Genomic DNA, 24,816 nt, shown 5'->3' with positions numbered 1-24,816 from the left:
CTCCGCAAATAGGGTAGAAGAACGGCACCGCCGTGCCAGGGCACGGCGGTAGGGTTCATTCAGCGGGCAGGTATTCTACTACTTCGAGGTCGAAACCGGATATCGCGTTGAAGCGCATCGGTGCCGACATCAGGCGCATCTTGCGTACACCCAGGTCGCGCAGGATCTGCGAACCGGCGCCCACGGTGCTGTAGGTGGTGGTCGGTTTCTGCACCGGAGCATGGGCGTTGGTGATCTCGCGGACGTGCGCCAGCAGGTCCTCGCCGCCAACCTGGTGGCCCAGCAGCAGGACTACGCCGGTGCCGGCCTCGGCCACCTTGGCCATGGCTGCACGCAGGCTCCAGCGGCCCGCCTGGTTGACCATCAGCAGGTCGCGCAGCGGGTCGGGGTTGTGCACGCGAACCAGGGTCGGCTCTTCCGCGCAGACATTGCCCAGGGTCAGTGCCAGGTGCACGTCGCCTTCCACTGAGTCGCGGTAGGTGATCAGCTTGAACTGGCCCAGTTCGGTGTCCAGCGGCTGTTCCGCGAGGCGCTCGACGGTGCGCTCGTGGATCAGGCGGTAGTGGATCAGGTCGGCGATGGTGCCGATCTTGATGCCGTGCTGCTGGGCAAACTCTTCCAGTTCCGGGCGGCGGGCCATGGTGCCATCGTCGTTCATGATCTCGCAGATCACGCCGGAGGGCTCGAAACCGGCCATGCGCGCCAGGTCGCAGGCCGCCTCGGTGTGGCCGGCGCGCGCCAGCACGCCGCCAGGCTGGGCCATCAGCGGGAAGATGTGGCCGGGGCTGACGATGTCGGCGGCGACAGCGTTCTTCGCCGCGGCGGCCTGCACGGTGCGGGCGCGGTCAGCGGCGGAGATGCCGGTGGTGACGCCCTCGGCGGCCTCGATGGAGACGGTGAACTTGGTGCCGAAGCCGGAACCGTTGCGCTGCACCATCAGCGGCAGGCCGAGGCGTTCGCAGCGTTCGCGGGTCATCGGCATGCAGATCAGCCCACGGGCGAAGCGCGCCATGAAGTTGATGTCTTCGGTGCGGACGCACTCGGAGGCGATGATCAGGTCGCCTTCGTTCTCGCGGTCCTCGTCATCCATGAGGATGACCATCTTGCCCTGACGCATGTCGTCGAGCAGTTCTTCAATGCTGTTGAGTGCCATACGGGGACAAGCCTTATCAGTGTTTCAGAAAGCCGTTTTCGGCCAGGAATGCTTCGGTGATGCCGGTCGAGCCGGCAGCGGGTTCGGCGGCCTTGTCGCCCAGCAGCAGGCGCTCCAGGTAGCGCGCCAGCAGGTCGACCTCCAGGTTGACCAGGCGCCCGGGGCGGTAGTCGGCCATGATGGTTTCCTGCACGGTGTGCGGAACGATGGTCAGCTCGAACTCGGCGCCATTGACCGCGTTCACCGTCAGGCTGGTGCCATCCACGGTGATCGAGCCCTTGAGCGCGATGTACTTGGCCAGCTCGCGCGGCGCGCGCACGGTGAACTGGATGGCGCGGGCGTTTTCCTCGCGCTTGACGATCTCGCCGACGCCGTCGACGTGACCGCTGACCAGGTGGCCGCCCAGGCGGGTGGTCGGGGTCAGGGCCTTTTCCAGGTTCACCCGGCTGCCGACCTTGAGCTGCGCGAAAGCGGTGCGCGCCAGGGTCTCGCGGCTGACGTCGGCCCAGAAGCCGTCGCCGGGCAGGTCCACCGCGGTCAGGCAGATGCCGTTGACCGCGATGCTGTCGCCGAGCTTGACGTCGGCGAGGTCGAGCTTGCCGGTCTTCACGTACAGCCGGACGTCACCGCCCTTGGGGGTGATGGAGGCGATGCTGCCGATGGATTCGATTATGCCGGTGAACATGTTGCCTCCCGCACGACGAAGGCGGCTGGCCGGCAGGCCCGCGAAGCCAACTGGGAAAGATGTTGCATAGTGGCGAACTCCTGTTTTGGTTAGAAAACAGGGCGTATCGGATCGAAGGGATTTCGCGGACGTGCACAGGCACGCCCCGTTGGCTCATCCCGTTCTCTCTTCATCCGGACTGTTACCGTCGGCCCCGGAATCACACCGGGTCTGCTGACCTTGCACATCCGGCGAACCGGTCGTGACAAGCGCTCGCGGGCTAGGCGTATTGCACGCCATTACCGCCGGTGGGGACTTGCACCCCGCCCTGAGAACGTCAATCGCGGTCGTTTACAACGTCAACCGCGTGTGGCGTTTTACCACAGGCCGGCACAAGTCGGAAGGTTCTGTTTATTCAGTCACCCGCATTCGCCGGGCGACGAATGCGGCCGTCAGCGCGGGCGGGCCGTGACCAACCAGTCGTCGCCCACCGCGCGGATGTCGCTGATCTTCAGCTCGCGGGATTCGGCCATGCGCTCCAGCGGCAGCTCCAGCAACGGGCGCGCGGACGAACCGAGCAGCTTGGGCGCCATAAAGATGCAGTATTCGTCGACCAGACCCAGGCGGGCGAATGCTCCGGCCAGGCGCGGGCCGGCTTCCACCAGCACTTCATTGACGCCACGGCGGCCCAGCTCGGCCATCAGGGCAGGCAGGTCGACCCGACCGTCATCACCGGCCAGCACCAGCTGTTCGTGACCGGCGAGGGCATAGTCCGAGGCTTCCCGCGTGCTGACCACCAGTGCCGGCCCCGCCTGGAAGAACGCGGCAGTCAACGGCACGCGCAGGCACCCGTCGATCAGCACCCGCAACGGCGGACGGCGCGTCGCCAGTTCGGTCTGCTCGGCATCCAGCCCGAGCTCGCCGGGGCGGACGGTCAGTCGCGCATCGTCCATCAGCACGGTATCGGCGCCGGACAGCACCACGCTCGACTGCGCGCGCAACCGCTGCACGGCCCGTCGCGCCGCCGGGCCGGTGATCCATTGACTCTCGCCGCTGGCCATCGCGGTGCGGCCATCCAGGCTCATCGCCAGCTTCACCCGCACAAAGGGCAAGCCGGTTTCCATGCGCTTGAGGAAGCCGGGGTTCAGCACACGGGCTTCGCTCTCCAGCACGCCGGAACGCACCGCGATGCCCGCGTCGGCGATGCGCCGCATGCCGTTGCCGGCAACCTGCGGATTAGGGTCCTGCATGGCCGCCACCACCCGCGCCACGCCGGCCTTCACCAGCGCATCCGCGCAGGGCGGCGTGCGGCCGAAGTGGCTGCACGGCTCCAGGGTGACGTAGGCGGTGGCGCCACGGGCCTTGTCGCCGGCCTGGCGCAGTGCGTGGACCTCGGCATGCGGCTCGCCCGCGCGCACGTGCCAGCCCTCGCCGACCACTTCGCCGTCACGCACGATGACGCAGCCGACCCGGGGGTTGGGATGGGTGGAATACCAGCCCTTGCGCGCCAGTTCGATGGCACGGGCCATCCAGGTCTCGTCCAGGGTGTTCATCGGGTCAAGATCGCTCATTCTTTCGAGGGCTCGCGGGCCAGGCGTTCGATCTCCTCGCGGAACTCGTTGAGGTCCTGGAAGCGGCGATAGACCGAGGCAAAACGGATGTAGGCGACTTCGTCGAGCTTCTGCAGCTCGGCCATCACCAGTTCCCCCAGCACCCGCGACTTCACTTCGCGCTCGCCGGTGGCGCGCAGCTTGTGCTTGATGTGCGCCAGCGCCTCCTCCAGCCGCTCGATGCTCACCGGACGCTTCTCCAGCGCGCGCTGCATGCCGGCGCGCAGCTTGTCCTCGTCGAACGGCTGGCGACTGCCGTCCTGCTTGATCAGGCGTGGCATGACCAGTTCGGCGGTCTCGAAGGTGGTGAAGCGCTCGCCGCAGTTCAGGCACTCACGGCGCCGGCGGACCTGATCGCCTTCGGCGACCAGGCGCGAATCGATGACTTTGGTGTCGTGGGCGCCGCAGAAGGGACAATGCATGGCGGGTCTTGTACGAATGAGGGAAAGGCTCATGGTAGCGCATCGCTCTGCCAATGAAACCCTGGCCTCCCCGAGACAAGCCGGACGCTTTAGGCTATACAGGCGCCCGCCTGGAAATGTGCCGCGATGGAGTCCGCCCATGTCCGCCCGTCTTCTCTGCCTGTCCCTCGTTACCCTGCTCGCTGCCTGTTCCAGCGACAAGCCGGCGCCCCCGTCGCAGGCCCCGCAATCCGCGCCCGCCCGTGCCGCCGCGGCCGAAGCCCCGGTGCCGGCCAACATGCGCGCGCTGACCGGCCTGCTCAGCAGCCGCCAGGGCTACCTGCCCGCCGGAGGCGAAGTGGAACTGGCCCTGCTGGTGATCGATGAGCGCGACCGCCCGCAACAATTGCTCTCCAGCGAGAAGCTGATTGCCACCGGCCAGGCCCTGCCCTTCCGCCTGGTATTCAACCCGCAATCCTTCCCGACCGGCGCCCGTGTCGAACTGCACGCCCGCGTCTCGCAGTCCGGCCAGCTCGCCTGGCGCCTGCCGCCGGTGCGCATCACCCAGCCGGAAACCCAGGCCCTCGGTGAGCTGCGCCTGGAGCGCGCGCCGTGACCGCGCCGCTGCCACTACAGCAAGCGCTGAGCGACCTGCTGGGCGACGCCCGCCTGGCGGCCGAGCGTCTGCCCGGCACCGACATCGACCTCTGGCTGATCGACGCGCAGAACATGGATCGTGCCTTCAGCCCGGACGAAACCCGGCGCATCCTCGAAGAACCGCCCTACTGGTGCTTCTGCTGGGCCAGCGGCTTGGTGCTGGCGCACTGGCTGGCGGAACAGCCGGAATGGGTGAGGGGCAAGCGCGTGCTGGACTTCGGCGCCGGCTCCGGCATCGCCGCCATCGCCGCCGCCAAGGCAGGTGCCGCCGAAGTGGTGGCCTGCGACCTCGACCCGCTGGCGCTGCAAGCCTGCCGCGCCAATGCCGAGCTGAACGGCGTTGAGCTGAGCTATTCGGACGACTTCTTCAAGGAAGCCGACCGCTTCGACCTGATCATCGTTGCCGATGTGCTCTACGACCGCGCCAACCTGCCGCTACTGGACGAATTCCTCAGCCGTGGCCGCGAAGCCCTGGTGGCCGACTCTCGGGTGCGCGACTTCAGCCATCCGCTGTACCAGCGCCTGGGAATCCTCGAAGGCTGCACCTGGCCGGACCTGGCGGAACCGGCGGAGTTCAGGCACGTCAGCCTGTATCACGCGCGGCGCGGCTGAACCGGGAACGCTTCTGTAGGATGGCGTGGAGCGAAGCGATAACCATCAATTAGCGCTCCGACAGCATGGGTATCGCCTAGGCTCCACCCATCCACGTTGGTGCGTTGATTCATGCCGGGCGCTAACCGGGAGCTTGTTTCCGTTCCCCACCGCCCCCACTTATAGTGGCAACCTCTTCATCGCCCCACTCGCCCGAGATCCCCCATGAGCGATACGCCCTACATCTTCGACGCCAGCATCGCCAACTTCGATCAGGTCGTCATCGAGAACTCCTTCGTCAAGCCGGTCCTGGTGGACTTCTGGGCCGACTGGTGCGCGCCGTGCAAGGCGCTGATGCCGCTGCTGGCGCAGATCACCGAGTCCTACCAGGGCGAGCTGCTGCTGGCCAAGGTCAACTGCGACGTCGAGCAGGACATCGTGATGCGCTTCGGTATCCGCAGCCTGCCCACCGTGGTGCTGTTCAAGGACGGCCAGCCGGTGGACGGTTTCGCCGGCGCGCAGCCCGAGTCGGCAATCCGCCAGATGCTCGAACAGCACGTGCAGCCCCCGGCGCCGGCCGCCGCCGATCCGCTGGAGGCCGCACAGACCGCCTTCAACGAAGGCCGTTTCGCCGAGTCCGAAGCCCAGCTCAAGGCTCTGCTGGGCGAAGACAACACCAACGCCGCCGCACTGATCCTGTACGCCCGCTGCCTCGCCGAGCGCGGCGAGCTGGGTGAAGCCGAAACCGTGCTCAACGCGGTGAAGAGCGACGACCACAAGCAGGCACTGGCCGCTGCCAAGGCGCAGCTGACCTTCCTGCGCCAGGCCGCCGACCTCCCCGACGCCGCCGCGCTGAAGACCCGCCTGGCCGCCGACGCCAACGACGACGAGGCCACCTACCAGTTGGCCATCCAGCAACTGGCCCGCCAGCAGTACGAGGCGGCCATGGACGCCCTGCTCAAGCTGTTCGTGCGCAACCGCAGCTACGGCGAAGACCTGCCGCGCAAGACGCTGGTCCAGGTGTTCGACCTGCTGGGCAACGACCACCCGCTGGTGATCGCCTACCGCCGCAAACTGGCGAACGTGTTGTATTGATCGATCCGCCGCCGCGTTCGCGGCGGGAAATCGACCTTGTAGGAGCGAGCTTGCTCGCGAACCAAACCCGCAGCGGGGCTGTTCGCGAGCAAGCTCGCTCCTACGAAAAGCTTCTACTCCTCCGCCCAGTTGAAGACCTGCACGCCCTCGCGCACCTCGATCTTCACCTTCGGGCTATGCCGCAGGCGCACCAGCAAGCCCTTCGCCGCCCCCGCGCTGCCGGCCAGCGCTTCCAGCTCATTCATCAACTGCGGACCTTCGCTGCTGCCACTGCGACGCAGCAGGTCCTGCGCGGCCAGCCACAGCTGATCAGCCGGACCGCTCGACACCGTTGCCGGTGCGGCGGGCGCAACGGCCGCTGTCGGCAGGTTCTGCGCCAGACGCGCCCAATCGGCATCGTCCATCTCCACGGTCAGGTCCACCGGCCAATCGCCGATGGTGCCTTTGATTTTCAGCATCGCCCTTCTCCTCGCGGCCTTTCGCGCATGCTCCCACGGCATCGGCGCCACGCCAAACCCACGCTAAGCTGGCGTTAATAATTCATCTGTTATAACGTAACGAAATCATTCATCTGTGGAGTTCTCCCATGCGCCCCCTGCTCCTCGCTGTCGCCCTGCTGCCTTTTGCCGCACAAGCCCACGACGAACATGAACACGGCAGCCTCGGCAAGCACGAGCATGGCGTAGCCCAGCTCAACGCCGCCCTCGACGGCAAGACCCTGGAGCTGGAACTGGACAGCCCGGCAATGAACCTCGTTGGCTTCGAGCACGCCGCCGCCAGCGATGCCGACAAGGCCACCGTCGCTACGACACAAGCCCAGCTCAAACAACCGCTGCAACTGGTCAAGCTCCCCGCTTCGGCTCAATGCAGCGTGCAGTCGGTGGAGCTGTCGAGCCCGCTGTTCGGCAATGCACCGGAGGCCGATGATCATGACCACGACGAGCACGACGGCCATCAGCACGCCGATATCCACGCCCACTACCAACTGACCTGCGCCCAACCGCAGGAGCTCGCCACCCTCGACTTCGCCCCGCTGTTCAAGCGCTTCCCGACGACCCAGAAAATTCAGGTACAACTGATCGGCCCGAGCGGCCAGCAAGGTGCAGAATTGACCGCTGCCAACCCGACCCTGAACTTCTGAATCGCCGAAATGACCGCATTGCTCGAACTCGACAACCTCGGCTTCGCCTGGCCCGGCCAGGTGGAGCTGCTGGATATCCCCGCCTTCCAGTTGGCCCCTGGCGAAACCCTGTTCCTCAAGGGCCCGTCAGGCAGCGGCAAGACCACCCTGCTCGGCCTGCTCGGCGGCGTGCAGCGCCCCCAACGCGGCAGCGTGAAGCTGCTGGGCGAGGACATTGCGCAGATGAAGTCGGCGCGCCGGGATCATTTTCGCGTCGACCACACCGGCTACATCTTCCAGCAGTTCAACCTGCTGCCGTTCCTCTCGGTGCGGGAGAACGTCGAGCTGCCCTGTCACTTCTCACGCAGTCGGGCCGAACGTGCCACCTTGCGCCACGGCAGCGTGGCCAAGGCGGCGCAAACGCTGCTCAAGCACCTGGGCCTGGGCGACGCGGCGTTGATCGAGCGCCGCGCCGATAGCCTCTCCATCGGCCAGCAGCAACGCGTTGCCGCAGCGCGCGCACTGATCGGCCAGCCGGAGCTGGTGATCGCCGACGAGCCGACCTCCGCCCTGGATGCGGACGCCCGCGAAGCCTTCCTCCAGTTGCTGTTCGCCGAATGCCGCGAGGCTGGCGCCAGCCTGCTGTTCGTCAGCCATGACCAGAGCCTGGCGCCGCTGTTCAACCGCAGTGTCTCCCTCGCCGACCTCAACCGCGCCGCCCGCGCTCCGGGAATCTGAGCATGTACCTGTTGCGCCTGGCCCTCGCCAGCCTTTCCAACCGCCGCTTCACCGCGCTGCTGACCATCTTCGCCATCGCCCTCTCCGCCTGCCTGCTGCTGGCGGTGGAGCGCGTGCGCACCGAGGCCAAGGCCAGCTTCGCCAGCACCATTTCCGGCACCGACCTGATCGTCGGCGCACGCTCCGGCTCGGTGAACCTGCTGCTGTACTCGGTGTTCCGCATCGGCAACGCCACCAACAACATCCGCTGGGAAAGCTACGAGACGGTCACCCACAGCCCGCTGGTGAAGTGGGCGATCCCGATTTCGCTGGGCGACTCCCACCGCGGCTACCGGGTGATGGGCACCGACACCGGCTATTTCGAGCATTACCGCTTCGGCCGTGGGCAAACGCTTGAGATGGCCGAGGGCCGGGCGTTCGGCCAGGACCTGTTCGACGTGGTGCTCGGCGCCGAAGTGGCCGAAGCGCTGCATTACAAGCTGGGCGACAAGATCGTGCTGGCCCACGGCGTCAGCACCATCGCCCTGGTGCAGCACGACGACAAGCCGTTCACCGTGGTCGGTATCCTCAAACGCACCGGCACGCCGGTGGACCGCACCCTGCACATCTCGCTGCAGGGCATGGAGGCGCTGCACGTCGACTGGAAGAACGGCGTCCCCGCACGCGGCGCGGCGCGCATCAGTGAAGACCAGGCACGCAGCATGGACCTGCAGCCCAAGGCGATCACTGCCTTCCTGCTCGGCCTGAAGAGCAAGGTCGCCACCTTCACCTTGCAGCGGCAGATCAACGAATACGACGGCGAGCCGCTGATGGCGATCCTCCCGGGCGTGGCGCTGCAGGAGCTCTGGGGCCTGATGGGTACGGCGGAGAAGGCGCTGTTCGTGGTCTCGCTGTTCGTGGTGCTGACCGGCCTGATCGGCATGCTCACGGCGATCCTCACCAGCCTCAACGAGCGCCGCCGCGAAATGGCCATTTTGCGCTCGGTGGGCGCGCGGCCCTGGCACATCTTCAGCCTGCTGGTGGCCGAAGCCTTCGCCCTGGCGCTGGCGGGCGTGGCACTGGGCGTCGGGCTGCTCTACGCCGGCATCGCCGGCAGCCAGGCATATGTACAGGCGAACTACGGCATTTTCCTGCCACTGGCGCTGCCCAGCGCCTATGAATGGACCCTGCTGGGCGGCATACTCCTGGCCGCGCTGCTGATCGGCTGTGTGCCGGCGTGGCGCGCCTATCGGCAGTCGCTGGCCGATGGCCTCTCGATCCGCCTCTGAGGAAGCCCCATGCGCCGCCTGTTGTTCCTGCTGCTGATGCTGACCAGCGCCGCCGTGTGGGCGGCGCCGCGCGAGCTGACCTGGCCCGAGCTGATCCCCGAGGGCGCGCCGCCGCCCCCGCCGCCCGTGCCGCTGCACGACCTGTCCAAGCTCTCCGATGTACTCAATTCGGAGAGCGGCCCGGCGGTGAAGCAGCAGACGCCCAACGCCCCGGTGGTACAGGCCCTCGACGGCCAGGAGGTGAAGATGCCGGGCTACATCGTGCCGCTGGAAGTGGAAGAGGACGGCCAGAGCGTGCGCGACTTCCTGCTGGTGCCTTACTACGGCGCCTGTATCCACGTGCCGCCGCCTCCGTCCAACCAGATCGTCTATGTTCGAGGCGGCAAGGGCGTAAAAGTCGACGAGCTGTACCAGCCCTTCTGGGTCATCGGCAAGCTCAGCGTGAAGGCCGTGGAAAGCGACCTGGCCGAGGCGGGCTACCAGATGCAGGCGAGCCTCATCGAGCCCTACGAATACACCGGAGAATAGGGCGCGACACTTCGCCGCACCCCTATATCCTGCGAAGCCTGCGGGCTTTATTGAGCCAAATCAAAAGTGCGCTTTTAGCACTCTCTACTATTCTGGGCACCAACACTTATACCAAAGAGATATGGAGCTCATCATGCGTAAGTCCTGGCTCACCACCTCGCTTCTTGCACTCGCCGTCGCAGCCCCCGTCGTGGCCCAGGCTGACACCATCCGCGGCCACAAGGCGGGCGACTTCCTCGTTCGCGGCGGTATCGCCACCGTAGCCCCGGACGACAGCAGTTCCGACATCAAGCTCGACGGCGCCAAGGTCAGCGGCACCAAGGCCACCGTCGACAGCGACACCCAGCTGGGCCTGACCTTCGCCTACCTGCTCACCGACAAGATCGGCGTCGAGCTGGTCGCCGCCACTCCGTTCAAGCACCAGGTCGACGTCAAGGGCCTGAACAAGGCTACCGGCCTCTCCGGCCTGGACGGCAAGCTGGCCGACATCAAGCAGCTGCCGCCGACCGTGCTGCTGCAGTATTACCCCATGGGCGGCACCAACTCCGCCTTCCAGCCCTACGGCGGCCTGGGCGTGAACTACACCACCTTCTTCGACGAAGACCTGGCCAGCAACCGCAAGGACCAGGGCTTCAGCAACCTGAAGCTGCAGGACTCCTGGGGCCTGGCCGCCGAACTGGGCATGGACTACATGCTCAACGAGCACGCCTTCGTCAACGCCGCGGTCTGGTACATGGACATCGACACCAAGGCCAGCGTCGACGGCCCGTCCGCTCTGGGTGTGAAGAAAACCAAGGTCGATGTTGACGTCGACCCCTGGGTTTACATGGTCGGTTTCGGCTACCGTTTCTGACGGAGCAAACATGAAAAAGGCGCCCAAGGGCGCCTTTTTCGTCTTCAGGGAATTGCCATGTACCTCGAACTCAAAGCACTGCACGTCAGCCTTGCGATCATCAGCAGCCTGCTCTTCGTCCTGCGCCTGGGGCTGAGCTGGTGGGGCAAGCGCCCCTCGGGCTGGCAGCGCGGCCTGCCGCACCTGATCGATACCCTGCTGCTGCTCAGCGCCTTGGGCCTGGTGCATCTGGCGATGCCCTGGCCATTGCCGGTGTGGCTGCAGGCCAAGATCGGCCTGCTGGTGTTCTACATCGTGCTGGCGGCATTCGCCCTGCGCAGCGCATCGAGACCGCGCAAGGCGGCGCTCAGTGTTCTGGCGCTGGGCTCGCTGGCCGGCATCTTCGTGCTGGCGATCAACAAACCCTGGTGGTGATCAGTTGGGCGAGACCTTCCGCCAGCGGCGTGGGCTCGTCCAACTGGAAGCGTTCACGCAGACGGCGGTTGTTCGCACGGGAATGGCGGATATCGCCGGCACGCGGAGCTGCGTAGGTGACCTGCGGCAGGCCGCCGGTGAGCTTGCCGATCTCGGCCAGCAGCTGGTTCAGGCTGGTGGATTGATCCAGCCCGACGTTGATCGCCGACTCGGCCACATCATCGGCCAGCAGCGCCTGCACCAGCAGCTTGACCAGGTCGCCCACATAGATGAAATCACGAGTCTGCTCGCCATCGCCGAACACGGTGATCGGCAGGCCCTGCTCGGCGCGCTGGGCGAAAATGCTGATCACCCCCGAGTAGGGCGACGACGGGTCCTGGCGCGGCCCGTAGACGTTGAAGAAGCGGAAGATCGCCGGCTCCAGGCCATGCTGGCGGCGATAGAAGTCCAGGTAATACTCGCTGGCCAGCTTGTCCGAGGCGTAGGGCGTCAGCGGCGCCTTGGCGGTGTCCTCGTCGATGGCCGCGCCTTCGCCGTTCTGCCCGTAGACAGCGGCGCTGGAGGCGAACAGCACGCGCTGGATGCCTTCCAGGCGCATGGCCTCGCAGAGGTTCAGGGTACCGATGAAATTGCTGCGGTGGGTCGCCACCGGGTCGTCCACCGACGCCTGCACCGAGGCAACGGCCGCCAGATGCGCCACGGCCTGGCACCCGCTCACCGCGCGACGAAGCTGCTCTTCGTCGGCGACGTTGCCGACCACCAGCTCGACGCGCGCATCCAGGTTCTCACGCTTGCCGGTGGACAGGTCGTCCAGCACCCGCACGGCGAAGCCCCGCGCCAGCAGCGCGTCCGCCAGGTGGGAACCGATGAACCCCGCACCGCCGGTGATGAGGATCGGCTGCGCGGAAGGGGAAAGACGTTCAGACATGGCGATAGTATCGATCCAGCAGGGCCGGCAGGCCGGCGCGCCAGGCGCGCGGCTTGATGCCGAAGGTATGAAGAATCTTCTTGCAGGCGAGCACCGCGTGCTGCGGCTCGTCGCTGGCGTCCGGGCGCGCGGCGTGGGCCTGCGGGCTCGGTTCCTGTACGGCCAGGGCATGGAAAGCGCGGGCTTCGCCCAGCACCACCTGGCCCAGGGACAGGGTGGTGGTGGCCTCCAGGCCGCCGTAGTGGTAGGTGCCCCAGAGCGGCGCCTGGCAATCGAGCTGCTTGAGCACCGAGAGGATCACCCGGGCGGCGTCGTCCACCGGCGTCGGGTTGCCACGGCGGTCGTCGGCGAGGAACAGCACCTGCTCCTTTTCGGCGCGCTCGAGGAAACGACCGAGCGAACCTTCGCGGCTATCGTCGATCAGCCAACCGAAGCGCAGCAGTACGTGGCGCGGGCAGGTCGCCCGGACCCACTGCTCCATGCGCCACAGCGCCTGGCCGCGAGGGCCCAGCGGCAGCGGCTCGTCCTTCTCGCTGTAGGCGGTGGCGCGGGCGCCATCGAATACGCGGTAGCTGGAGGGCTGGATCAGCAGGATTTCGTGATGCTGGCAGAGTTCGGCCAGGCGCTCCACCGCGCGCTCCTGGCTGGCCAGGCGGGCATCGCTGACGCTCTCGGCCTGGAACCAGTCGAAGTAGTAGGCAAGGTTGATCACCGCGTCGGGGCGGGTCTCATCCAGCAGGACGGTGAGGCTGGAAGCGTCCCAGCCCCCTTCGGGCGGCCGGGGGGCGAGGAAGCCGATGTCCTCCTCGGCGCCAAGGCGGATCAGCGCCTGTCCAAGGGCATTACCGCCACCCAACAGCATCAGGCGCATGCGCATATTCTGGGGGTCACTCGAATCCGTGGGTTACCGCCGGCACGCACGGGCGCCGGAGGGTGATGCCCGCATTTTTCCTGTGCCCCGGCATAGCGTCAAGCGTGGCCGACCCGCTGCGCCTCGTCAGGAGCGGCGCCGGAACAGCGGGCGCGGCTCGATGACCGAGCGCCCATAGAGGACGCTGAGGCCGGCAAGACCCTTCAGGGCGTCCTCCACGGACTTGTCCTCACGCACGGCAAAGGCGTCGAAACCGCACTGGCGCATGTGCGCCAACTGGTCGCGCAGTACGTCGCCCACGGCGCGTAGTTCGCCGCGCCAGCCCAGCCGGCTGCGCAGCAGATAGGCCAGGCTGTAGCCGCGGCCATCGCGGAAGCTGGGGAAGTCGATGGCGATCAGCGCAAGCTCGTCCAGCCGGCCGATCAGTCTTTGTGGATCATCGTCCGGCGACAGCCAGACGCCATGAGTTGGTAGGAGCGAGCTTGCTCGCGAACCGCCCAGCTCCGGTGCACCCGGGATTTTCTGTTCGCGAGCAAGCTCGCTCCTACAGGGTGTTCCAGCCAGCCACTGCTCCAGTGGCAGGATCAGTTGGCCCTCGGGCAATGCCTCGGGAACCTCGCGCAGCAGAGTCCAGGCATCCTCGGCATCGATTTGCGCCACGCCATCCTGCAAGCGAATCAGGTTCTTCATGCCGGCACCTCCGTCTGGCGGTAGACCCGCGCCTTGAACGGCTCCAGGCCGATGCGCTCCACCGTCTCGACGAAGCGCTCACCAGCACCGCGCTGCGCCACGTAAGTCTGGACCAGCGCCTCGATCACGTCCGGCACCTCGGCGGCGCTGAAGGACGGGCCGATCACCTTGCCCAGTGCGCTGTTCACGCCCTGCGCGCCACCGAGGGTGATCTGGTACCACTCGCTGCCGTTCTTATCGACGCCGAGGATGCCGATGTTGCCGATATGGTGGTGTCCGCAGGCGTTCATGCAGCCGGAGATGTTCAGGCTGAGGTCGCCCAGGTCGTGCAAGTAGTCGAGGTCCTCGAAGCGCTGCTGGATGCCCTGGGCGATGGGGATCGACTTGGCGTTGGCCAGTGCGCAGAAGTCGCCGCCGGGGCAGGCGATGATGTCGGTGAGCAGGCCCTGGTTCGGCGTGCCCAACCCGGCGTCGCAGGCCTCGCGCCAGAGTGCGTAAAGGTCTGCCTTGCGCACGTCCGGCAGCACCAGGTTCTGTTCGTGGGCGACGCGGATTTCGCCGAAGCCGAAGTGCTCGGCCCAGTCGGCCACGCGCTCCATCTGCGAGGCGGTGACATCCCCCGGCGGCGCCTCGGCGCCCGGTTTGGTGGACAGCACCACGCTGGCATAACCCGGCACGCGATGCGGGCGCACATTGCGCGAAACCCAGCGGGCGAATGCGGCGTCGGCGGCCAGCGCCGTGCCGTAGGCAAGTTCGTCGGCAGGAGCGTAGACCGGCGGATCGAATGCGGCCGCCACGCGCTCGTATTCGTCGAGGGTGAGTTGCGCCTCGCCGTCGCGCAGGTGCTGCCACTCCTCCTCCACTTCACGGGAGAACGCCTCGATGCCCAGCGCCTTCACCAGGATCTTGATCCGCGCCTTGTACTTGTTGTCGCGCCGGCCGTGGCGGTTGTACACGCGCAGGATGGCTTCGACGTAGGACAGCAGGTGCTGCCAGGGCAGGTCGTCGCGGATCACCTGGCCGAGCATCGGCGTGCGCCCCAGCCCGCCGCCGACCAGCACCTTCAGACGCAGCTCGCCGTCCTCTGCGCGGCGCAGGTAGAGGCCGATGTCATGCATCATCACCGCCGCGCGGTCCTCCTCGGCGGCGCAGATCGCGATCTTGAACTTGCGCGGCAGGAACAGGAATTCGGGGTTCACCGTGGACCACTGGCGAAGGATTTCCGCCAGCGGGCGCGGATCGAGGAACTCGTCGGCGGCAACCCCGGCAAAAGCCTCGGTGGTGATGTTGCGCACACAGTTGCCGGAGGTCTGGATGGCATGCATCTCGACATCGGCGAGGCGTTCGAGGATGTCCGGCACACGCGCCAGTTCCACCCAGTTGAACTGGATGTTCTGCCGCGTGGTGAAGTGGCCATAGCCACGGTCGTGCTCGCGGGCGATCCAGGCCAGGGTACGCATCTGCTCGCTGGACAGAGTGCCGTAGGGAATCGCCACCCGCAGCATGTAGGCATGTTTCTGCAGGTACAGGCCGTTCTGCAAGCGCAGTGGCAGGAATTCCTCTTCGCTCAGCTCATCGCTCAGGCGCCGCTGCACCTGATCGCGGAACTGCGCCACCCGTTCGCGCACCAGGGCGCGGTCGTAATCGTCGTATCGGTACATCGCCAGGCCACCTTCGGATCGTTGCGTGGCGGCCTGCTTCTGTCGTCGGACGCGCCACTTTTCGGTTGACCGAACTATGGCCGGCGCCTGTTGTGCAAAACAGCGGCAGATCGAACGGGAAAAACCGGATCAGATGCGAGCGATGCTTGCCCCGACGGGCCTGCGACCAGTTGCCGCAACAGGCCCGATCAGGCGCTTTATCACGTATGGCGCCAACCCCGCAGCGACGCGGCACAGGGCGGATTTCGCCATCTGATATGGTTTTTTCCGGCGAACCTGAATCTGTTTCGGGTGCAGAACGGTTCGTACAGTCGCGGCGCCTCTTCTGCCTGATGGGCCACGACAATGAGCGAAAGAATCCCCGCGAAGGTCATCGAGATCGACGCACCGCAACGTTTCACCCCGCCGCCGAAACCACTGTCGGCCGTCACCCCGACGGTCTACACCAAGCGCTTCGCCGGACGCTTCCGCGACCTGCGCCGGCTGGGCGGCGCGCTGCTGTTCCTGCTGTTCTTCGGCACCCTGTGGCTGCAATGGAACGGCCGCCAGGCGGTGCTCTGGGACCTGCCCGAGCGCAAGTTCTACATCTTCGGCGCGACCTTCTGGCCGCAGGATTTCATCCTGCTCTCGGCGATCCTGATCATCGCCGCCTTCGGCCTGTTCTTCATCACGGTGTTCGCCGGCCGCGTCTGGTGCGGCTACACCTGCCCGCAGAGCGTGTGGACCTGGATCTTCATGTGGGCCGAGCAGGTCACCGAAGGCGACCGCAACCAGCGCATGAAGCTCGACAAGGGCCCGGTCAGCGCCGAGAAGGTCCTGCGCAAGGGCGCCAAGCACGGCCTCTGGTTGCTGATCAGCCTGGTCACGGCGATCACCTTCATCGGCTACTTCACGCCGGTGCGGCCGCTGGTGGCAGACCTGTTCACCCTCAGGCTCGACCTGGAAAGCACCTTCTGGGTCGCCTTCTTCGCTGCCGCCACCTACGCCAACGCCGGCTGGCTGCGCGAGCAGGTGTGCATCCACATGTGTCCGTACTCGCGCTTCCAGAGCGTGATGTTCGACAAGGACACCCTGATCATTTCCTACGACGCGGCACGCGGTGAATCCCGCGGCGCACGCAAGAAGGACGCCGATCCCAAGGCCCTCGGCCTGGGCGACTGCATCGACTGCCAGCAGTGCGTGCAGGTCTGCCCCACTGGCATCGACATCCGCGACGGCCTGCAGATCGCCTGCATCGGCTGCGCCGCGTGCATCGACGCCTGCGACTCGGTGATGGACAAGATGGGCTACGACCGCGGCCTGGTGCGCTACACCTCCGAGCGCGCGCTGGAAGGCGGCAAGACCCACCTGCTGCGCCCGCGCCTGATCGGCTACGCGGCGGTGCTGCTGGTGATGATCGGCGCGTTCGTCTGGGCGCTGGAAGCGCGGCCGCTGATCAACCTCGACATCGCCCGCGACCGTGGCCTGTTCCGCGAGAACGCCGCCGGCGAGATCGAGAACATCTACAACCTCAAGCTGATCAACAAGACCCAGCAGCCGCAGCACTACCAGCTGAGCCTCGCCGACGGCGCCGGCTACCGACTGCAGGGCGTGCCCGAGCTGACGCTGCAGCCGGGCGAGATCCGTGACTTCGCCATCTCGGTGGCAAGCCTGGCGCAGAGCAGCACCGGCGGCTCGGTGCCGCTGCACTTCAGGGTCAGCGACGGCAATGAGGTGATCGACGCCGCCAGCACCTTCGTCTCACCGAGGCGCTGAAGATGGCGCGGGAGCTTGGCGTGACCTCGGCACAGCGCCTAGAGTGGGCGGATTCTTCCGCCCCTCAGGCCGCCGTGCAGGACAAGATGAAGCGCTACGAGAAATTCGCCGACGAGATCGCCGGCCTGATCCGCAGCGGTGTGCTCGCCCCCGGCCAGAAAGTCCCCTCGGTGCGGCACGCCAGCCGCACCTACGGGGTCAGCGCTTCCACCGTGTTCCAGGCCTACTACCTGCTGGAGGATCGCGGCCTGATCGTCGCCCGCGCGCGCTCGGGCTACTTCGTTCGCGAGCACGTGCAGCGCGCCCTGGCCGAGCCGGAAATCGCCCGCCACGACGCGCAGACCACCGAAGTGGACGTCAGCGAACTGGTATTCTCGGTACTCAGTTCCATCAAGGACCCGGACACCGTGCCTTTCGGCTCGGCCTTCCCCGCACCGGAACTCTTCCCCCTGCCGCGCCTGGCGCGCTCCATGGCCCACGCCGTGCGCGACATGGACCCGCGCTCGGTGGTCGCCGACCTCGCGCCGGGCAGCCACGCGCTGCGCCGGCAGATCGCCCTGCGCTACATGGTCGGCGGCATGCCGCTGCCGGTGGAGGAGCTGGTGGTCACCAACGGCGCACTGGAAGCGCTGAACCTGTGCCTGCAAGTGGTGACCCAGCCGGGCGACCTGGTGGCCATCGAGGCGCCGGCCTTCTACGCCAGCCTGCAGGTGCTGGAGCGGTTGAAACTGAAGGCGGTGGAAATTCCCGTGCACCCGCGCGAGGGCATCGACCTCGACGTGCTCGCCGACAGCCTGGAGCGCCTGCCGATCAAGGCCTGCTGGTTCATGAGCAACTTCCAGAATCCGCTGGGCGCCAGCATGGCCGAGGACAAGAAACGCGCCCTCGCCGCCCTGCTGACAAAGCACCAGGTGCCGCTGATCGAGGACGACGTCTACGCCGAACTGTACTTCGCCGCCCAGGCGCCCAAGCCGGTGAAGGCCTTCGACAGCGAAGGCCTGTTCATGCATTGCAGCTCGTTTTCCAAGAGCCTGGCGCCGGGTTACAGGGTCGGCTGGGTGGCCGGCGGGCGCTACGCCGAGCAGATCGAACGGCTCAAGCTGATGACCAGCCTGTCAGCTTCGGTGCCGGCCCAGGCCGCCATCGCCGACTACCTCCAGCACGGCGGCTATGACCGTCACCTGCGCAAGCTGCGCCACGCCCTGGAAAGCCAGCAGCACGCAATGCTCGCCGCCGTGGCCCGGCACTTCCCCGCCGCCACCCGGGTCACCCGCCCCAGCGGCGGCTATTTCCTGTGGCTGGAGCTGCCCGAGCAGATCGACGCGCTCAAGCTGTTCCAGCTCGCCCTCGCCCAGGGCATCAGCCTCGCGCCGGGGCCGATCTTCTCGGCCACCAGACGCTTCGGCCACTGCCTGCGGCTGAACTACGGCCACCCGTGGACAGCCCGTAGCGAGCAGGCGATGGAAACCCTCGGACGGATCATTCACTCGCTGCAAGGCTGATCGTTGCAGGACTGCTCCGCACATTCGGAAAGAATCTGTACCTGTGCGGCGGTTTGTCGCAGGAATACCCTGTCAGGCAGGAACCCGGACGAGGGAAACGGTCATGGATGCGGAAACTCTGACGATACTGTTGACGGTGTGCGCCGCCCTTGGCGTGCATTGGGGCGTGCGCTGGTACCTGCGGCGGGGAATGGCGTCGCGCGGCGACCACTGGCGGGCCTGAAAGCGCTGGGCTTGCCCGACCGTCGTTGCTATACAGTCAGTGCCCACTGACAGTCCACGGACGGCCCGATGAACCTCTGGCAGCGCGATCTCAGCCAATCCCCCTACGCCGAAGCGGTGCGCGCCGAACAGTTCGACGTGCTGCGGCGCAACTCGCCCTTCTCCATCATCGCTGCCTACCTGGTCGCCGGCCTCACCACCTGGGTGCTCAAGGGCGCTCTGCCGCTGGAGTCGCTGCTGGCCTGGTTCGCTGCACAAACCCTGCTCGGCGGCGCCCGCCTGTGGCTGCTGCGGCGCTACGACCAGTTGCGCGACAGCGGCACCGAACCCCGGCGCCGCTGGCTGATCCAGGTGATGATCACCACCGGGCTGTCCGGCCTGCTCTGGGGCCTGCCCGCCGCCTACTGGATGACCGTGCTGCCGCCGTCGATGCAGATGTATGTGGTGGTCGTCCTGCTGGGCCTGGGCACCGGCGTGATGAACGCCTACAGCATCGTCCTGCCGCTGTTCTACCTGTTCATCCTGCCGGCCTTCGCCCTGCCCTTCGCCAGCCTGCTGGTGCTGCTGCCCGACGCCCTGAGCAAGACCCTTGGCGCGGCGGCGTTGCTCTACGCCTTCACCATCATCGCCTTCGCCTACCGCTTCCACGCGACCCTGGTGGACTCGCTGCTGCTGCGCTTCGAGAACATCGAACTGCTGCAGAAACTGAGCATCGAAAAAGAGGCCGCCGAACGTAGCGATCAGGCCAAGACCCGCTTCCTCGCCAGCGCCAGCCACGACCTGCGCCAGCCGACCTACGCCCTGGGCCTGTACCTGGGCGCGCTGAAGAAACAGCCACTGAACGAGGCCAGCGAGCACCTCGTCGACCACATCTCCCGTGCCCTCGCCGCGCAGGGCTCGCTGTTCGACGCGCTGCTGAACATCTCGCGCCTGGATGCCGGCATCGTCCAGCCCAGCCTGCAGACGTTCTCCCTCGCCGAACTGCTCGAACGCATCCAGCAGGAATGCAGCGTGCAGGCCGCCGACAAGGGCCTGAGCCTGCGCGTGCGGCCGGGCGCGCCGTTCGTACAGTCGGACCCTGCGCTGTTCGAACGCATCCTGCGCAACCTGGTGGAAAATGCCATCCGTTACACCGACCGCGGCGGCGTGCTGATCGGCTGGCGTAGCCGTGGCCGCCTGGTGCGTGTGGAGGTCTGGGACAGCGGGCCGGGGATTCCCGAGCGCGAGCGACAGAAGGTGTTCTGGGAATTCCACCAGCTCAACAACCCCGAGCGCGACCGCAGCAAGGGCCTCGGTCTGGGCCTGGCGATCGTCCAGCGCACCGCTCGCCTGCTCGATCACCCGCTGGCGCTGCATTCGCGCGAAGGCCACGGCAGCGTCTTCATGATCAGCCTGCCCCGCGCCACCGCCGTGCAGCCGCGCAAAGAGGAAATCCCACCGCCACGCACGGTGGTCGGCACGGACAAGCTGATCTACGTGATCGAGGACGACGCGGAAAACCGCGAAGGCCTGCGTCTGCTGTTCCAGAGCTGGGACTACCGCCACGTCATCGTCGCCGACGTCGCCGACCTGCTGGACGACCCGGCGGCGCGGGAGAAACCGGACCTGATCATCAGCGACTATCGCCTGCGCGACCACCAGACCGGCATCGACGCCATCACCCGTCTGCATGCCCACTATGACGACGACTGGATCGCCGCCGTGCTGGTCACCGGCGACACCGACCCGCACCTGCTCGCCCAGGCCGCCGCCCACGGCTGGCCGTTGCTGCACAAGCCGCTGGCGGCAGAACAGTTGAAGGCGATGATTGACGAACAGCTCAGCGAGCTGGAGCCGCTGGACGATTGAACCTGATGGCCTCTGAGGGAGAGAGCTTGCTCGCGAACAGCGTTACCCGGCGATACCAACGCTGGGCAGGTTCGCGAGCAAGCTCGCTCCTACAAAGAGCCGCCTCGATACAGATGCGCATGCCCTGCGCTGTACAGCGACGAATCGGCAAAGCCCTCTGCCCCCAGCACCTTGCCGACCAGAATCAGCGCCGTGCGACGGAAGCCCTTGGCGGCAGCCTTGGGCAGGATGTCGCCCAGAGTACCGGTGACCTGGTCCTGATCCGGCCAACTGGCGCGATGGATCACCGCGATCGGGCAATCCGCGCCGTAGTGCGGCAGCAGTTCGGCCACGATGGATTCCAGCTGGCCGACGCCCAGGTGAATCGCCAGGGTTGCGCGATGTTGCGCCAGCTCGGCGAGGGATTCGCCTTCGGGCATGCGCGTCTTGCTGGCATAGCGGGTAAGGATCAGCGTCTGGGAAATGTCCGGCAGAGTCAGCTCGCAGCCGAGAATCGCCGCACAGGCGGAGGTGGCGGTGACGCCGGGGATGATCTCGTAGGGAACATCCAGCTCGCGCAGCTGGCGAATCTGCTCGCCGATGGCGCCGTACAGCGACGGGTCGCCGGAGTGCACGCGCGCCACATCCTTGCCCTCGGCGTGGGCCTGCGCCAGTAGCGCGACGATCTCCTCCAGATTCAGCTCGGCGGTGTTCACCACGCGCTCGGCGTTGTGCCCTTCCAGTACCGCCGGCGGCACCAGGGAGCCTGCGTAGAGGATCACCGGGCAGGCGCGGATCAAGCGCTGGCCCTTGACCGTGATGAGTTCCGGATCGCCCGGACCGGCGCCGATGAAGTAGACCGTCATGGTTGCTCCTGGGGCTCAACGGGGACAAAGGCCAGCGCACAGGTGGCCTGCTCGCTGCGGCGCTTGCCCACCAGCAAGCGTGCCGAGGCACCGCCCTGGGCTTCGGCCTGCAGCAGTGCCGCGGCCTCGGCCACGCTGGCGCTGCCTGTCGCCGCGCGCACCACGTCGGAGGGCTCGCCCAGGTGTTTCTCGCAAGCGGCCAGTTGTTGCGGCGTGAACAGCGCCAGCGGCAGGTCGAGCGCGGCGGCCAGGGCGGCCAGTCCTTCCTCGTCGGCCTTCAGCGTGGCGCTGGCCAGCGCGGTGAGGTTCGACTCGTCGAGCCCGGCCTCGGCCAGCGTCTCCCGCAGCAAGGCACGCAGTTCATCGAGCGGGCAGCCCCGGCGGCAACCGAGGCCAGCAACCAGCGTCATCGTCACTCTCCTCCAAATGAAAAACCCCGCAGTCGGCTGGGCCGGCTGCGGGGTCGAGCATAGCGCGTGGATCAGGCCGACGGCGCGAAGCGGCGGAACAGCCAGGCCGCAACGAGGCCGAGCGCCACCCAGAACACCGCGTTGGTGACCAGCGAGGCAATGATGAACTCATGGGCGAGGCTTTCCGGCGCGAGGCTGGAATGCACGTCCGGCTGGGGCGCGCCGATCACATGTGGTACCACCAACAGCGCGGCACCGACGATCTTCAGTGCCCAGTTGCGGCCGAACACCAACAGTGCGAGGCCGGCGGCGGTGGACGCGGCGGTGCCGATCCACCAGGTCTGGCGCAGGGTCAGCTCAGCGGCGGCGGTGCCCGGAACCTCCGGCGGCAGCCCCAACGACGGCGCCAGGGTGAACACGGCGAAACCGCCCAGGCCCCAGAGCAGGCCTTCGGAGGTCTTGCCCGGTTCGCGCAGGGTGAACAGGCCGGCCAGCATCAGGGCGAAGCCCACGGCGACCACCAGGTTGCCGCCGGTGGTGGAGAGGATGCGCTGCCAGCCGTCTTCCGGCTCCCAGGCTTCCGCGTCGTGATGGTGGCCAGCGGCGGCACCGTCGGCGTGCTCATGACTGTGTTCGGCCATCGCTACCGGCTCGGATTTCTCATAGGTCTCCGCCTTGAGGATCAGCGGGGATACCCACAGCAACTGGACGACAGTCAGCACCAGCGCCGCGATCAGACCGGCGAAACCGGCGGTCTGGGCGATACGTTTGATCATTGCAGTTCTCCGGACTCTCGGGCCGCGTATGGCAGGCAAAGCATGTCCGTGACCGCATCGAACGAGCAGTCAGGGACGCTTCAACTCAGCCGCGTCTACACGCAGCCCACACAGATCAGTGGCAGGGGAAGCCCGCGCTATGACGGGTATCGTGGGCAGCGTTGTGCACCGCTTCCAGATGCGAGAAACCGGCGAAATACACCAGCAGCGCACCGAGCAGGCTGGCGCCGACGGCCAGGGCGATGCGCTTGGAAAGGGGGATGGAAGTGCTCGACGCCTGTTGCGTCAGGATACTGCTGGACATGAACGTTCCCTCTAGAAATCAAAGTAGAGAACGCAGAGGTTGAACGCATTCGAACGCGCCAAAAGGTCGCGCCACGGCCTGCGCCCGCCCACCGCGGGTTTGCCAAAAAACGAAGCATTCCAGGCCGGTCTCCGGGCTTGCGACGTTGGCTCGTGGCCAAGCGGGTCAGTCTTCCCATGCGTGCGCACAGTGACTACTGATGACCCTACGATCGCCTACCGTTGCGGGGGCAGCGCCGGACTGGTCCTTGTGGACGCACCGGCTTCCCGTTTCACCTCGCGCGCGACGGCGCGAGACACCTGAAACCGCGCTAGCTGACCACGAAGCCCCGCGAGCGTCAACCGCGCGGCAACCGATCCCCGGCGATTGACCGCCCCGTCATCGCTGCGTAGCCTTCTGCCCTTCGAGGTTCTCCGGCGCTGGCCGGAGCTAAGAGGGAACGTGGAAATCTTCGGATGCGCCACGGCTGCCCCCGCAACTGTGAACAGCCTGTCTCTTCACGCGCCACTGCCGATTCGGGCGGGAAGGCGAAGGGACGACAGAGGGCTGTGAGCCAGGAGACCTGCCTCGTGACTGGTTTTCGATCTGCTGCGCGTCGGCCATGCTGCGTTGGAGGATCGCCGTGGACTGCTCATTGACTACAGTCAACTCCGCGTCCCCGGCGATCCTCCGCCTTGCCTGGCTCTAGCTCGCGAGATCCAGAACCGGTTCGTTATCAACAGACAACCGGGCGGGGTGATCCGGTGGCGACCTTCGTTGCGCGGCGAACCCGCGCTCGCGCCCTTCATCCGCCTTCCAACTTCCGCTTGCGAGGCGCGCATGAAAACCCTGGCCAAACTCCCCGTCACCATCGTCACCGGCTTCCTCGGTGCCGGTAAGACCACCCTTCTCCGCCACATGCTCGACAATGCCGAAGGCCGCCGCATCGCGGTGATCGTCAACGAATTCGGCGAGCTGGGCATCGACGGTGAAATCCTCAAGCAGTGCTCCATCGGTTGCAGCGAAGAAGAAGCGGTCGGCCGCGTCTTCGAACTGGCCAACGGCTGCCTGTGCTGCACCGTGCAGGAAGAATTCTTCCCGGTGATGCGCGAGCTGGTGGCGCGCCGCGGCGACCTCGACCAGATCCTCATCGAGACCTCGGGCCTCGCCCTGCCCAAGCCGCTGGTGCAAGCCTTCCAGTGGCCGGAAATCCGCAACGCCTGCACCGTGGATGCGGTGATCACCGTGGTCGACAGCCCGGCAGTGGCCGCTGGCACCTTCGCCGCCCATCCCGAGCAGGTCGACGAGCAGCGCAAGCAGGACCCGAACCTGGACCACGAATCGCCGCTGCACGAACTCTTCGAAGACCAGTTGGCCAGCGCCGACCTGGTGGTGCTGAACAAGGCCGACCTGCTGGACGCCGACGCCCTGGCCCGCGTGCGCGCCGAAGTCGCCGAGGAACTGCCGCCGGCAGTGAAGATCGTCGAAGCCAATTCCGGCCAACTGCCGCTCTCCGTGCTGCTGGGTCTGAATGCCGAGGCCGAGCTGCACATCGACAGCCGCCCGACGCATCACGACCACGAGGGCCATGAAGATCATGACCATGACGAGTTCGACTCCTTCCACGTCGACCTCCCGGAAGTAGAAGAGCGCGCCCTGCTGGATGCACTGAACGCGCTGGTCGAACGCCACGCCGTGCTGCGCATCAAGGGCTTCGTCGCCATCCCCGGCAAACCCATGCGCCTGCTGGTGCAAGGTGTCGGCAAGCGCTTCGACAAGCACTTCGACCGCGCCTGGCGCAGCGATGAAAACCGCGCCACGCGCCTGGTAGTGATCGGCCAGGAACTGGACCAGGCCACCATCGCCAACGAGCTGCGTACCGCCCTCTCCTGATCTTGTAGGAGCGAGCTTGCTCGCGAACAGCGTTACCCGG

26 protein-coding genes and 3 riboswitches are annotated in these 24,816 nt (G+C 66.6%); of the genes, 13 read left to right on the top strand and 13 right to left on the bottom strand.

Annotated features, from left to right (window positions below):
• Window positions 1-55 precede the first annotated feature (55 nt).
• From ribBA to nrdR, 4 genes are all read right to left on the bottom strand, one after another.
• Entirely contained in the window at window positions 56-1,153 is a 1,098-nt protein-coding gene (ribBA, locus tag SD196_RS03405; protein WP_275610031.1) for a bifunctional 3,4-dihydroxy-2-butanone-4-phosphate synthase/GTP cyclohydrolase II, read from the bottom strand.
• Between the two features lie 16 nt (window positions 1,154-1,169).
• Window positions 1,170-1,838, bottom strand: a complete 669-nt coding sequence (locus SD196_RS03400; protein ID WP_275610030.1) for a riboflavin synthase — start codon at window positions 1,836-1,838, stop codon at window positions 1,170-1,172.
• Window positions 1,839-1,994: 156 nt separating this feature from the next.
• A riboswitch (FMN riboswitch) is annotated at window positions 1,995-2,157 on the bottom strand.
• A 112-nt stretch (window positions 2,158-2,269) separates the two neighbouring features.
• Window positions 2,270-3,370 carry a bifunctional diaminohydroxyphosphoribosylaminopyrimidine deaminase/5-amino-6-(5-phosphoribosylamino)uracil reductase RibD gene (ribD, locus tag SD196_RS03395; protein ID WP_331319860.1) on the bottom strand — a complete coding sequence of 367 codons (1,101 nt, stop codon included), beginning with the start codon at window positions 3,368-3,370 and terminating at the stop codon, window positions 2,270-2,272.
• Window positions 3,371-3,384: 14 nt separating this feature from the next.
• Window positions 3,385-3,849 (bottom strand): transcriptional regulator NrdR, encoded by a 465-nt coding sequence (gene nrdR / locus SD196_RS03390; RefSeq protein ID WP_207884752.1) that lies wholly within the window; start codon window positions 3,847-3,849, stop codon window positions 3,385-3,387.
• Between the two features lie 139 nt (window positions 3,850-3,988).
• Here nrdR and SD196_RS03385 point away from each other — a divergent pair, with 139 nt between their 5' ends.
• From SD196_RS03385 to trxA, 3 genes are all read left to right on the top strand, one after another.
• Entirely contained in the window at window positions 3,989-4,444 is a 456-nt protein-coding gene (locus tag SD196_RS03385; RefSeq protein ID WP_416311061.1) for a YbaY family lipoprotein, read from the top strand.
• Window positions 4,441-5,097 (top strand): class I SAM-dependent methyltransferase, encoded by a 657-nt coding sequence (locus SD196_RS03380; protein WP_275610028.1) that lies wholly within the window; start codon window positions 4,441-4,443, stop codon window positions 5,095-5,097. The genes SD196_RS03385 and SD196_RS03380 overlap by 4 nt, the downstream gene beginning before the upstream one ends.
• Window positions 5,098-5,301: 204 nt before the next feature.
• The gene (gene trxA / locus SD196_RS03375; protein ID WP_275610027.1) at window positions 5,302-6,171 is read left to right on the top strand and encodes a thioredoxin; all 870 of its coding nucleotides are present in this window, start codon (window positions 5,302-5,304) and stop codon (window positions 6,169-6,171) included.
• A gap of 113 nt (window positions 6,172-6,284) precedes the next feature.
• Here trxA and SD196_RS03370 read toward each other — a convergent pair whose 3' ends face one another.
• Window positions 6,285-6,629 carry a hypothetical protein gene (locus tag SD196_RS03370; protein WP_416311060.1) on the bottom strand — a complete coding sequence of 115 codons (345 nt, stop codon included), beginning with the start codon at window positions 6,627-6,629 and terminating at the stop codon, window positions 6,285-6,287.
• Between the two features lie 128 nt (window positions 6,630-6,757).
• On the opposite strand from SD196_RS03370, the gene SD196_RS03365 reads away from it, so the two are divergent.
• From SD196_RS03365 to SD196_RS03340, 6 genes are all read left to right on the top strand, one after another.
• Window positions 6,758-7,312, top strand: a complete 555-nt coding sequence (locus tag SD196_RS03365) for a DUF2796 domain-containing protein (RefSeq protein ID WP_331319824.1) — start codon at window positions 6,758-6,760, stop codon at window positions 7,310-7,312.
• Window positions 7,313-7,321: 9 nt separating this feature from the next.
• Window positions 7,322-8,029 carry an ABC transporter ATP-binding protein gene (locus tag SD196_RS03360; RefSeq protein ID WP_416311059.1) on the top strand — a complete coding sequence of 236 codons (708 nt, stop codon included), beginning with the start codon at window positions 7,322-7,324 and terminating at the stop codon, window positions 8,027-8,029.
• Window positions 8,030-8,031: 2 nt separating this feature from the next.
• Window positions 8,032-9,297: an ABC transporter permease gene (locus tag SD196_RS03355; RefSeq protein ID WP_416311058.1), complete on the top strand. Its 1,266-nt coding sequence runs from the start codon at window positions 8,032-8,034 to the stop codon at window positions 9,295-9,297.
• 9 nt (window positions 9,298-9,306) lie between these two features.
• Entirely contained in the window at window positions 9,307-9,825 is a 519-nt protein-coding gene (locus tag SD196_RS03350) for a DUF3299 domain-containing protein (RefSeq protein WP_416311057.1), read from the top strand.
• A gap of 133 nt (window positions 9,826-9,958) precedes the next feature.
• Window positions 9,959-10,678, top strand: coding sequence for an OmpW/AlkL family protein (locus tag SD196_RS03345; RefSeq protein WP_275610021.1), 720 nt, complete (start codon window positions 9,959-9,961; stop codon window positions 10,676-10,678).
• A gap of 57 nt (window positions 10,679-10,735) precedes the next feature.
• A complete protein-coding gene (locus SD196_RS03340) occupies window positions 10,736-11,092 on the top strand; it encodes a SirB2 family protein (RefSeq protein ID WP_275610020.1) in 357 nt (118 codons plus the stop codon).
• On the opposite strand, the gene SD196_RS03335 is transcribed toward SD196_RS03340, so the two are convergent.
• From SD196_RS03335 to SD196_RS03320, 4 genes are all read right to left on the bottom strand, one after another.
• Entirely contained in the window at window positions 11,073-12,020 is a 948-nt protein-coding gene (locus SD196_RS03335; protein ID WP_370600629.1) for an NAD-dependent epimerase/dehydratase family protein, read from the bottom strand. The genes SD196_RS03340 and SD196_RS03335 overlap by 20 nt on opposite strands.
• Window positions 12,013-12,897, bottom strand: a complete 885-nt coding sequence (locus SD196_RS03330; RefSeq protein ID WP_275610018.1) for a sugar nucleotide-binding protein — start codon at window positions 12,895-12,897, stop codon at window positions 12,013-12,015. Before SD196_RS03330 ends, SD196_RS03335 begins: the two co-directional genes overlap by 8 nt.
• Before the next feature lie 120 nt (window positions 12,898-13,017).
• On the bottom strand, window positions 13,018-13,581 hold the full coding sequence (locus tag SD196_RS03325; RefSeq protein ID WP_416311056.1) for a DUF934 domain-containing protein: 564 nt from the start codon (window positions 13,579-13,581) through the stop codon (window positions 13,018-13,020).
• Window positions 13,578-15,242 carry a nitrite/sulfite reductase gene (locus SD196_RS03320; protein WP_416311055.1) on the bottom strand — a complete coding sequence of 555 codons (1,665 nt, stop codon included), beginning with the start codon at window positions 15,240-15,242 and terminating at the stop codon, window positions 13,578-13,580. The genes SD196_RS03325 and SD196_RS03320 overlap by 4 nt, the downstream gene beginning before the upstream one ends.
• Before the next feature lie 345 nt (window positions 15,243-15,587).
• On the opposite strand from SD196_RS03320, the gene ccoG reads away from it, so the two are divergent.
• From ccoG to SD196_RS03305, 3 genes are all read left to right on the top strand, one after another.
• Window positions 15,588-16,997, top strand: a complete 1,410-nt coding sequence (gene ccoG, locus SD196_RS03315) for a cytochrome c oxidase accessory protein CcoG (protein ID WP_416311054.1) — start codon at window positions 15,588-15,590, stop codon at window positions 16,995-16,997.
• Between the two features lie 86 nt (window positions 16,998-17,083).
• Window positions 17,084-18,499, top strand: coding sequence for a GntR family transcriptional regulator MpaR (mapR, locus tag SD196_RS03310; RefSeq protein ID WP_275611874.1), 1,416 nt, complete (start codon window positions 17,084-17,086; stop codon window positions 18,497-18,499).
• 291 nt (window positions 18,500-18,790) lie between these two features.
• Complete coding sequence (locus tag SD196_RS03305) at window positions 18,791-20,569, top strand: hybrid sensor histidine kinase/response regulator (RefSeq protein ID WP_416311053.1); 1,779 nt, start codon at window positions 18,791-18,793, stop codon at window positions 20,567-20,569.
• Between the two features lie 89 nt (window positions 20,570-20,658).
• Here the strand turns inward: SD196_RS03305 and cobM are convergent, their stop codons facing one another.
• From cobM to SD196_RS03285, 4 genes are all read right to left on the bottom strand, one after another.
• Entirely contained in the window at window positions 20,659-21,414 is a 756-nt protein-coding gene (cobM, locus tag SD196_RS03300; protein WP_331319831.1) for a precorrin-4 C(11)-methyltransferase, read from the bottom strand.
• Window positions 21,411-21,824 carry a cobalamin biosynthesis protein gene (locus SD196_RS03295; RefSeq protein ID WP_331319832.1) on the bottom strand — a complete coding sequence of 138 codons (414 nt, stop codon included), beginning with the start codon at window positions 21,822-21,824 and terminating at the stop codon, window positions 21,411-21,413. Before SD196_RS03295 ends, cobM begins: the two co-directional genes overlap by 4 nt.
• 71 nt (window positions 21,825-21,895) lie before the next feature.
• Window positions 21,896-22,600 (bottom strand): CbtA family protein, encoded by a 705-nt coding sequence (locus tag SD196_RS03290; protein WP_331319833.1) that lies wholly within the window; start codon window positions 22,598-22,600, stop codon window positions 21,896-21,898.
• A 115-nt stretch (window positions 22,601-22,715) separates the two neighbouring features.
• A complete protein-coding gene (locus SD196_RS03285; RefSeq protein ID WP_275610010.1) occupies window positions 22,716-22,904 on the bottom strand; it encodes a CbtB domain-containing protein in 189 nt (62 codons plus the stop codon).
• 104 nt (window positions 22,905-23,008) lie between these two features.
• Window positions 23,009-23,222: riboswitch (cobalamin riboswitch) on the bottom strand.
• Window positions 23,223-23,293: 71 nt separating this feature from the next.
• A riboswitch (cobalamin riboswitch) is annotated at window positions 23,294-23,489 on the top strand.
• Window positions 23,490-23,723: 234 nt separating this feature from the next.
• Between SD196_RS03285 and cobW the strand changes: the two genes are divergently transcribed.
• Window positions 23,724-24,776, top strand: coding sequence for a cobalamin biosynthesis protein CobW (gene cobW, locus SD196_RS03280; protein ID WP_331319834.1), 1,053 nt, complete (start codon window positions 23,724-23,726; stop codon window positions 24,774-24,776).
• Window positions 24,777-24,816: the final 40 nt, after the last annotated feature.

Origin of the sequence: Pseudomonas macauensis (assembly GCF_047902425.1) — a bacterium.
Classification (GTDB): domain Bacteria; phylum Pseudomonadota; class Gammaproteobacteria; order Pseudomonadales; family Pseudomonadaceae; genus Pseudomonas.
Note: the sequence above shows the minus strand (reverse complement) of the source record. Positions and strands in the feature narration are given on the sequence as shown.

Coding starts and splice junctions, on each gene's coding strand:
- ribBA (WP_275610031.1), bottom strand. CDS start 1,153: ATGGCACTCAACAGCATTGAAGAACTGCTCGACGACATGCGTCAGGGC.
- SD196_RS03400 (WP_275610030.1), bottom strand. CDS start 1,838: ATGTTCACCGGCATAATCGAATCCATCGGCAGCATCGCCTCCATCACC.
- ribD (WP_331319860.1), bottom strand. CDS start 3,370: ATGAACACCCTGGACGAGACCTGGATGGCCCGTGCCATCGAACTGGCG.
- nrdR (WP_207884752.1), bottom strand. CDS start 3,849: ATGCATTGTCCCTTCTGCGGCGCCCACGACACCAAAGTCATCGATTCG.
- SD196_RS03385 (WP_416311061.1), top strand. CDS start 3,989: ATGTCCGCCCGTCTTCTCTGCCTGTCCCTCGTTACCCTGCTCGCTGCC.
- trxA (WP_275610027.1), top strand. CDS start 5,302: ATGAGCGATACGCCCTACATCTTCGACGCCAGCATCGCCAACTTCGAT.
- SD196_RS03370 (WP_416311060.1), bottom strand. CDS start 6,629: ATGCTGAAAATCAAAGGCACCATCGGCGATTGGCCGGTGGACCTGACC.
- SD196_RS03365 (WP_331319824.1), top strand. CDS start 6,758: ATGCGCCCCCTGCTCCTCGCTGTCGCCCTGCTGCCTTTTGCCGCACAA.
- SD196_RS03360 (WP_416311059.1), top strand. CDS start 7,322: ATGACCGCATTGCTCGAACTCGACAACCTCGGCTTCGCCTGGCCCGGC.
- SD196_RS03355 (WP_416311058.1), top strand. CDS start 8,032: ATGTACCTGTTGCGCCTGGCCCTCGCCAGCCTTTCCAACCGCCGCTTC.
- SD196_RS03350 (WP_416311057.1), top strand. CDS start 9,307: ATGCGCCGCCTGTTGTTCCTGCTGCTGATGCTGACCAGCGCCGCCGTG.
- SD196_RS03345 (WP_275610021.1), top strand. CDS start 9,959: ATGCGTAAGTCCTGGCTCACCACCTCGCTTCTTGCACTCGCCGTCGCA.
- SD196_RS03340 (WP_275610020.1), top strand. CDS start 10,736: ATGTACCTCGAACTCAAAGCACTGCACGTCAGCCTTGCGATCATCAGC.
- SD196_RS03335 (WP_370600629.1), bottom strand. CDS start 12,020: ATGTCTGAACGTCTTTCCCCTTCCGCGCAGCCGATCCTCATCACCGGC.
- SD196_RS03330 (WP_275610018.1), bottom strand. CDS start 12,897: ATGCGCATGCGCCTGATGCTGTTGGGTGGCGGTAATGCCCTTGGACAG.
- SD196_RS03325 (WP_416311056.1), bottom strand. CDS start 13,581: ATGAAGAACCTGATTCGCTTGCAGGATGGCGTGGCGCAAATCGATGCC.
- SD196_RS03320 (WP_416311055.1), bottom strand. CDS start 15,242: ATGTACCGATACGACGATTACGACCGCGCCCTGGTGCGCGAACGGGTG.
- ccoG (WP_416311054.1), top strand. CDS start 15,588: ATGAGCGAAAGAATCCCCGCGAAGGTCATCGAGATCGACGCACCGCAA.
- mapR (WP_275611874.1), top strand. CDS start 17,084: ATGAAGCGCTACGAGAAATTCGCCGACGAGATCGCCGGCCTGATCCGC.
- SD196_RS03305 (WP_416311053.1), top strand. CDS start 18,791: ATGAACCTCTGGCAGCGCGATCTCAGCCAATCCCCCTACGCCGAAGCG.
- cobM (WP_331319831.1), bottom strand. CDS start 21,414: ATGACGGTCTACTTCATCGGCGCCGGTCCGGGCGATCCGGAACTCATC.
- SD196_RS03295 (WP_331319832.1), bottom strand. CDS start 21,824: ATGACGCTGGTTGCTGGCCTCGGTTGCCGCCGGGGCTGCCCGCTCGAT.
- SD196_RS03290 (WP_331319833.1), bottom strand. CDS start 22,600: ATGATCAAACGTATCGCCCAGACCGCCGGTTTCGCCGGTCTGATCGCG.
- SD196_RS03285 (WP_275610010.1), bottom strand. CDS start 22,904: ATGTCCAGCAGTATCCTGACGCAACAGGCGTCGAGCACTTCCATCCCC.
- cobW (WP_331319834.1), top strand. CDS start 23,724: ATGAAAACCCTGGCCAAACTCCCCGTCACCATCGTCACCGGCTTCCTC.